Below are 6,987 nucleotides of genomic sequence, written 5' to 3'. Positions count from 1 at the left end.
GAACTTACCGAAGCGCTCAACCGCCCGGCACGTTCGAATTGACACCTGGGCCAGGTTTTGCATGAGGGGCGCGATTCTTTCCCATTCCAGGTGGTGGCCGTAGACATTCCGGAAAACGTGGCGAAAGCGCAGGTATTCATCCAGTTCCTGGGCCAGTTCCCTTGTGAGCAGGGGAGGACGCACTCCCGGCACGTCAAGGGCCATGCTCTGCAAAAGGCGCTTGTGCCAGTCTTCGCCCCGGGGGCAGCCTCCGTTGATCACCTGCGCGATCAGCTCAAACCCGTTTTCGAGAGCTGTATAGAAATCATGCAGGATGCTTCCTGCTGCCCGGAGGTCGTAGATGTCGGGGTTGCTGCCCCTGGTCGCCAGCCATTCTCTGCCTTGCCGGGCAATTGTCTCGATCTCGTTAACCAGGGCCTGCAGTTCGCTGGCAAGGGTCAGCAGCCGGTTCCGGTCTCTCATAAAGGAGAATCCCCCTTTCCTGGACGGCCTCCTTCAGTGCCGCAGGGCAGGCATCCAGATCGATGAGGTCGACGTTTCGCTCCAGTTCCCTGTTCAGGCGGGCGAGGACCGGGAAATATTCCTTTGGCGAAAGACCTTCAACTGCCAGGTCGATGTCGGAATCCTCTTCGAAGCGCCGGTAGCCCTTGAAATAGCCGGCCAGGGACCCGTAGAGCCAGACCCGCCTCACCCCCGGTTCGGCGGCCAGCATGCCGGCCAGTCGTTTGGCGGCAGCAAAGGCCTCCCGCGCCTGCTCCTCCATGCGCCTCCTGGCCTGGTCGGCCCGCCTGCGCCATCCTTCGATATACTTTTCCATTTCGGAATCTGAAATCTTTCCGCCCATCAGTTACAAACCCGCTTTTGCTCCCTTTTTCTGGCACCCTTTCGGTCCCAGTATATCTTTTCTTGCTTCTGCCCGTCAAGCAAAACCTTGGTGGCAGTCTCATTCTGCTTTTTTTGCTCCTCGGAGGGGTTGGAGGGGCCCCGGGGGTTGCCTTTTCACCGCCTTTAAGCACGTTTCAAGGGTTTTTGCTTGCGAGTTTCCTGTAAGCTGGAAGGAAAAAGGGATTTGAGGGCGAATGAATATTTTGGTAAGGACGAAATAGACAGCCTCGCCCATTCCCTTGCCAGAATCGAAGAAAGATTGTGAACATTCAGGAGGCCAGGGCCGCATGGAAGCCGCGATTAAAGAAATTTCTCATGTTTGTCTCAAATTCTGGCAGGAAAAACTGAATTTAGTAAGAATCTAGTAAGAATTTAGGAAATAGATGCGGGAATTGGGCAGAGCAACTCCGTTGCGAACGGTAATCTGCATGGAGAAATATCAGACAGTTTTCCCCGCGTTCAGAGGGAGTGGATAGCGATAAATGAGAGGAAACAGGTTTCCAGGGAAAAAGCGGAACAAGGCGGCAGGGATGCCGGGGGTGTTTCACGCAAGGAGAAAAGAACACAGGATGAAAAAGGAAAGCGGGGAGGGGCGCCCCCTGCTTTATTTGGACCTGCGGTTTTTTGCCTTTCCCGCCCTGCTCCTTCTCCTTTTTTATCCGCCCTTTTTGCGCGGCCTCTTCTTCGCCCCGGAGCTCCTGCCGACCCACATGATCACGGCTGGAGTTTTTCTCCTCTGCTGGTACGACCGGGTGCTGCGGCGCAAGGTGAAAGTTTTTCGAGCACCCCCTGGACTACCTGCTCCTGGGGCTGGCGGGAGCCTACCTCCTTTCTACCCTCGTGGCGGTGAATTTGCGGGGGGCAGTGGGGGAGGTGCTCAAGGCCTTCAACTACTTCCTCGTCTTCTGGATGACCTCGCGTCTTGTGGAGACGGAACTGCACGCCCGCCGGGTTTTGCAGGTGCTCTTCTGGGCCGGCCTGGGGGTTGCCCTGATCGGCCTGGGGGCCGCTGCGGGGCGGATTCCCTACCCTGGTGCCTTTGCCCAGGGAGAAATCATGTCTACCTTCCAGTATCCCAACACCCTAGCGGTTTACCTCACAATGACGACGGTCTTCGGCCTTGCCCTGCTCGTCCGGACGGACAGGCTCTGGCTCCAGTCCCTTTACGCCGCCGCCCTGCTCCCGATGCTGGTAGTGATCTTGTGCACGATGTCGCGGGGAGGCTGGATGCTCTTTCCGGTCGCTCTGACGGCCTTCTGTATCGGGCTGCCCCGTTCCTGCCGGGCGCTTGCTGTTTACACTCTGCTGGTCGACCTGGGCGCGGCCTTATTTGTGGCGCGTTCCTTTGTCCCCCAGGTTCTTCAGAACCTCCCTCTCAGTACGGGGAAGCTGCTCCTGCCCGGTCTTGCGGCTGTGGTGCTCGCCCAGGTTATTTATCGGGCGGCCGTTTTCGTCCTCGATAAGTATGAGGTTGCCCCGCGGGTGAGGAGTTGGCTGGTTGCCAGCCTCATAGTTTATCTGGGAATAACCGGGATTTTCTACTACACCTATGCCGCCCAGGCACTTCCCTCGGTTGCCGCCCAGTTCGTCCCGGTTGCGGTGCTCCGCCAGCTTGAGCGGATGGACCGTTACGACCCGAGCTTCACCGAACGCCTTCGCTTTGACCTGGATGCCCTGAAAATCGTGAGGGATCACCCCTGGCTCGGCACCGGGGGAGGGGGCTGGAACGCACTGTACCACCAGTACCAGCCCTACCTCTACTGGACCACCGAGGTGCACAACCACTTCCTCCAGGTCTGGGTGGAGGCGGGAACCCTGGGTTTTTTGCTCTTTGTTGCGGCATGGTTCTGCTTCGGACGGGGCCTTTACAGGGTCTGGCGCAGCGTCGAAGAGGCGGGCCTCGAAGGAGATCCTGCAGGGGAGGGGGAAGCCGGAGCGTGGGTTTTCCCCTGGGCGAACGGGGTCGCCGCTCTGGCGCTGGGGCTGCACAGCGCCTTTGACTTCAACCTCTCCCTGCCGGCGATGGCCCTCATCCTCTGGGCGCTTTTCGGCCTCGGCCAGGCCTTTGAGCGGGAGATTTGCGCTGACCCCGAAGCGTGGCAGAATCCCCGGGGCGGGAGGGGAAGAAACAGGCCCCGTTCCGGAGGCGCCGAGGACCGGAGCTCCGAAAATCCCTCGGAAAATCCCTCGGGCTGGCAGCTGGCGCGGGCTGCGCTGGCCGGGACCCTGGCCGCTGCTCTCCTCTTCCTTCCTGCCGCCAATCTCTACGCTGCCGGGAAGACGGGAGCAGCCGGGGCGCGGGCGCTGCTCCGCCACGATTTTGAGCAGGCCCGGGCGCTTTTCCGCCGCGCCCATCGTCTGGATCCCTTTACTGCCAGCTACCTGGGCGACCTCGCCCAGGTTTACACGGTGCTCGGCCTGAAACAGCGGGATCCTTCCCTGCTCCTGCAGGCGCGCGATTACGCCGTCCAGGCCGCCAAAAGAGAACCCTACAACTGGCAGCTGCGCGCCACCCTGATCACCACCTACTTCCTGCAGGGGTTTGTTGACAAACCGGTCCAGGAGGCGGAGGCCCTGCTGCAAACCAACCCCTGGCTCACCTTTTCCTACGAGACCCTGGCGGGAGCCTACGTGACTGCAGCCCAGCAGCACCTGGCGCGTCACAACGGGCAAAAGGCGCGGGACTACCTGGAAAAGGCGCGGGGGCTTCCGGCGCTCCTGGAGGCGAGGCGCGCCACCGTTAAAGAGGAGATGCTCCCCCGCTGGAAAGGGGAACCCCTGGCGCCCAGTCCGGGGCTCTACCTTGCCACTGGCCAGGCCGCCTATCTCCTGGGGGATTACGAAGCCGCCGGGCGCGACTTCTCCCTTGCCGCCGGGGACCCTCGCCTCAAACAGGAGGCCGACCTGTGGCGTGCTGCGACCGAGGCCCGCCGGGGCCGCGATGCGGAGGCGCGCCGCATTTTAAGGGAACTTGAAAAGGTGAGCAGCGTTTACAGAACCCGCTACAGCCAGATTCTTGCCCTGGGCCCCGCCCGGTAGGCGGAGGCCCGGCATGATGTCGACTTTGGGGAGGGGAGAGAGTGTGAACGAAACGCGGGAATTGGGATTTACCGAGGCCGTCCAGGAGATAGATCTTCGCGCCTACCTGAAGGTGCTCCAGAAGTGGAAGTGGCTCCTTGTCCTGATTACGGTGCTCGCCATGGCTACGAGCGGGGTCTTGAGCTTTTTCGTGCTTCCGCCTGTTTACGAGGCGCAGGTGGTGCTGATGGCTACTCAGTCGGCGGAGCAGGAGCAGCGGGTTGTGCGGGAGGAGGACGGGCTGGAGTCTGTTGTAAATACTGTCTCCCGGCTCCCCCAGATGACCATCAACAGCTACGTCGGCCAGCTGAAGAACGAAGCCCTTCTCCGGCAGGTGATCAAAACCCTGAAGCTTGACCCCATGCTCTACACCCCTCGCACCCTCGCGGAGATGATCGAGGCGCGGGCCGTGAAGGACACGAACCTGATTGAGGTCAAGGTTTCCGGCAGCGACCCAAAGCTTGCCGCCAGAATTGCGAACACCCTCGCGAAGGAGTTTCTGGAGTTCATTTCTAAGAAAAACCAGGAGCAGATGGCCCGCTCCGTGGAGTTTCTCCAGAAGCAGCTGGCCGAAGAGGAAAAGGCCCTCGCGAAGGCGACGGAGGCCTTGAAGAAGTACGAAGCCGAGCCGCGGGGCGTCCCCCTCCTCGAGAAAGAGATGACATCGAAAGTGGAAAACCTCACGGCTTACCGCGCCCAGCTGGTGCAGGCGGAAATCGAGTACGAGCAGGCCCGCGCTGCGAAGGAGCAGATCGAGGAGGCCCTGAAAAAGACCGAACCGAAGATCACGGTGCGCAAGTTCAGAGAGGACGGCCAGGGAACCTACGAGGCCGAGGAGATCAACCCGACTTATGTTTCCCTGACCCAGATGCTGGAGGAGAAGAACGTCGCCCTGGCCGAAAAGGAGGCCCAGCTGAAGATTACAGGCGAATCTATCAGCCTGCTGGAGGAGGAGATTAGAGACCTCCAGGCGGAGCTGACGGACAAGCGGGCGCAGCTGGAGCGCCTCCAGGGAGATGTCGAGCGGATCAAGAAAACGCGGGATATTCTGGCGGAGAAGATCACCCAGACGAAGATCGCCAAATCGATCAACCTTGGAGAGACGAACCTGATCGTCGTCTCCGAGGCGCAGGTCCCCGATTTGCCGGTCAAGCCCAGGAAAATGCTCAACATTACAGTGGCCGGTCTCCTCGGGATCATGGTTGCTGTAGCTGCCGCTTTTCTGTTTGAATATCTGGACAACACCATCAAGACTCCCGAAGATGTGAAACAGTATCTCGACCTGCCGCTCCTGGGGAGCATCCCTGCAATGCATGCGGGCCGCATGAAGGCCCGGCCGGGTGAAAGCAGGCCCTAAAAGAGGCCCATTTTGAATAATAAATCGGTGAAGAAAAGTGAGGAGCGCCTGTCATGAGCAGAAATGACAAAAGCAAAGACAGGGGAATCGAAATGATCACCCACTGGCATCCGAAGTCCCCCCTCGCGGAGGCCTACCGCACCCTGCGCACCAGCATTCACTTCAGCGCCTCCGGAGAGCCGCTGCGGACGCTTCTCATTACCAGCGCCGGCCCCTCTGAGGGAAAGTCGACCACCCTCGCCAACCTGGCCATTGCCATGGCCCAGGCCGGGGGGAAGGTGCTCGTGGTGGATGCCGACCTCCGCAAGCCAAATCAGCATAAGATTTTCAACGTCCTGAACGGCGCCGGGCTGACGAACCACCTTGTTGAAGGGACTTCCCTGGATGGAGTGATCCAGGAGACGGAGGTTCCGGGTCTGTATGTTCTGCCGTGCGGGCCGATTCCCCCCAACCCGTCTGAGCTGCTGGGGTCGCGCCGGATGGAGGATTTTTTAAAAGAGGTGCGGGAGCGCTTCGACACGGTGCTTTTCGACTCGCCCCCGGTCGTTGCGGTGACCGATGCCACGGTGCTTGCGCCCCGCCTGGATGGGGTTGTGCTCGTTGTGCGCTCGAAGGTGGCGCGGATCGACCTGACGAGAGAGGCCAGGGAGCTGCTCGAGAAGACGGGGGCGCGCCTCATCGGGGTTGTCCTCAACGCGGTGCGCCTTCCTGCAGAGGATTATTACTATTACTATTACGGCGAAAAGCGCAGGCGCAAGTAAGCGGCAGAAGGGGAAAAGGATATGGTGGATTACCACGTTCACATCCTGCCCGGCCTGGACGACGGGGCGGCGTCCGAGGCTGAGTTCCTGGCGATGGCGCGGGAAGCGAAAAAGGCGGGGACTACCCGCCTCATGGCAACCCCTCACTTTCTGCCGGGTGTTTACGCCACCAGCCGCGAGCTGGTGCTTGCGGGTGTCGCCGCGGGGCGCAAACTCCTGCAGGAGAGCGGCGTTGATCTGGAGCTGGAGCCGGGGATGGAGGTTTATCTCTCTCCTGAGGTGCCTGGTCTCGCCCGGCAGGGCCGCCTCCTGACACTGGGCGACCGCGGCCGCTGGCTCCTGGTGGAGCTTCCTTTTCAGGAGATCCCTCTTTACGCCGAGCAGGTGCTCTTTCAATTGATGCTGCAGGGGATCACCCCGGTCCTTGCCCATCCTGAGCGCAATCGGGAGGTCCAGGAGGACCAGGACTGGCTTGCCCGCCTCGTAGAGCGCGGCTGCCTGGTCCAGCTCAACGCGGGGAGCCTCTTCGGGGAGTACGGGCGCCGGGTGAAGGCCGCCGCCGAGTCGCTGGCGCGCCGGGGCCTCGTCCACCTCCTGGGGTCGGACGCCCACTTTTCCGGGAGCCGCGGCCTCGACCTGGCTGCCGCCCGCAAACGCCTCATGCAGCTCCAGGGGGCGCGCACTACCCTCCTGGATGCCCTTTAAAATAGCGCTCCTTAAAAAGCAGGCTCTTTTGCCTCTCCTTCGATTCCTGTTTTCGGGTACCCTCCAGATTTTTAGGATACCCCCTCAAAAAATTGCTCCCCTGCGAATAACAAAACAAGAAAATTTTCCAGAAGAGGGGAGTGGTAGTGTTGCGGTTGTGGAAGAAGCGTTTGTTTTGCGTGGTTGCGCTGGTGGTTGCCG

At 60.7% G+C, this 6,987-nt stretch carries 6 protein-coding genes; 4 read left to right on the top strand and 2 right to left on the bottom strand.

Going from position 1 to position 6,987, the window contains the following annotated elements; translation table 11 throughout:
• Positions 1-462 (bottom strand): ribonuclease toxin HepT-like protein (locus HPY90_RS14400; RefSeq protein WP_287195530.1); only part of this gene is annotated, 462 nt, incomplete at its 3' end.
• Positions 407-844, bottom strand: coding sequence for a nucleotidyltransferase family protein (locus HPY90_RS14395; RefSeq protein ID WP_287195528.1), 438 nt, complete (start codon positions 842-844; stop codon positions 407-409). The genes HPY90_RS14400 and HPY90_RS14395, both read right to left, overlap by 56 nt.
• Before the next feature lie 914 nt (positions 845-1,758).
• Here HPY90_RS14395 and HPY90_RS14390 point away from each other — a divergent pair.
• Genes HPY90_RS14390 through HPY90_RS14375 form a run of 4 tightly spaced genes read left to right on the top strand, consistent with a single transcriptional unit; the run spans position 1,759 to position 6,786 of the window.
• Positions 1,759-3,924 carry an O-antigen ligase family protein gene (locus HPY90_RS14390; RefSeq protein ID WP_287195527.1) on the top strand — a complete coding sequence of 722 codons (2,166 nt, stop codon included), beginning with the start codon at positions 1,759-1,761 and terminating at the stop codon, positions 3,922-3,924.
• 13 nt (positions 3,925-3,937) lie between these two features.
• Positions 3,938-5,320 carry a GumC family protein gene (locus tag HPY90_RS14385; protein ID WP_287195526.1) on the top strand — a complete coding sequence of 461 codons (1,383 nt, stop codon included), beginning with the start codon at positions 3,938-3,940 and terminating at the stop codon, positions 5,318-5,320.
• A gap of 53 nt (positions 5,321-5,373) precedes the next feature.
• Positions 5,374-6,081 carry a CpsD/CapB family tyrosine-protein kinase gene (locus HPY90_RS14380; RefSeq protein WP_287195524.1) on the top strand — a complete coding sequence of 236 codons (708 nt, stop codon included), beginning with the start codon at positions 5,374-5,376 and terminating at the stop codon, positions 6,079-6,081.
• Positions 6,082-6,102: 21 nt separating this feature from the next.
• Positions 6,103-6,786 (top strand): tyrosine-protein phosphatase, encoded by a 684-nt coding sequence (locus HPY90_RS14375; RefSeq protein ID WP_287195523.1) that lies wholly within the window; start codon positions 6,103-6,105, stop codon positions 6,784-6,786.
• The last annotated feature ends 201 nt before the right edge of the window (positions 6,787-6,987 follow it).

This window comes from Syntrophothermus sp., from assembly GCF_013314835.1.
GTDB classification, from domain to species: Bacteria; Bacillota; Syntrophomonadia; order Syntrophomonadales; family Syntrophothermaceae; genus Syntrophothermus; species Syntrophothermus lipocalidus.
The sequence above is the reverse complement of the archived record's forward strand: the minus strand, read 5'-3'. Positions and strand labels throughout refer to the sequence as shown.

Coding starts and splice junctions, on each gene's coding strand:
- HPY90_RS14375 (WP_287195523.1), top strand. CDS start 6,103: ATGGTGGATTACCACGTTCACATCCTGCCCGGCCTGGACGACGGGGCG.
- HPY90_RS14395 (WP_287195528.1), bottom strand. CDS start 844: ATGGGCGGAAAGATTTCAGATTCCGAAATGGAAAAGTATATCGAAGGA.
- HPY90_RS14380 (WP_287195524.1), top strand. CDS start 5,374: ATGAGCAGAAATGACAAAAGCAAAGACAGGGGAATCGAAATGATCACC.
- HPY90_RS14385 (WP_287195526.1), top strand. CDS start 3,938: ATGATGTCGACTTTGGGGAGGGGAGAGAGTGTGAACGAAACGCGGGAA.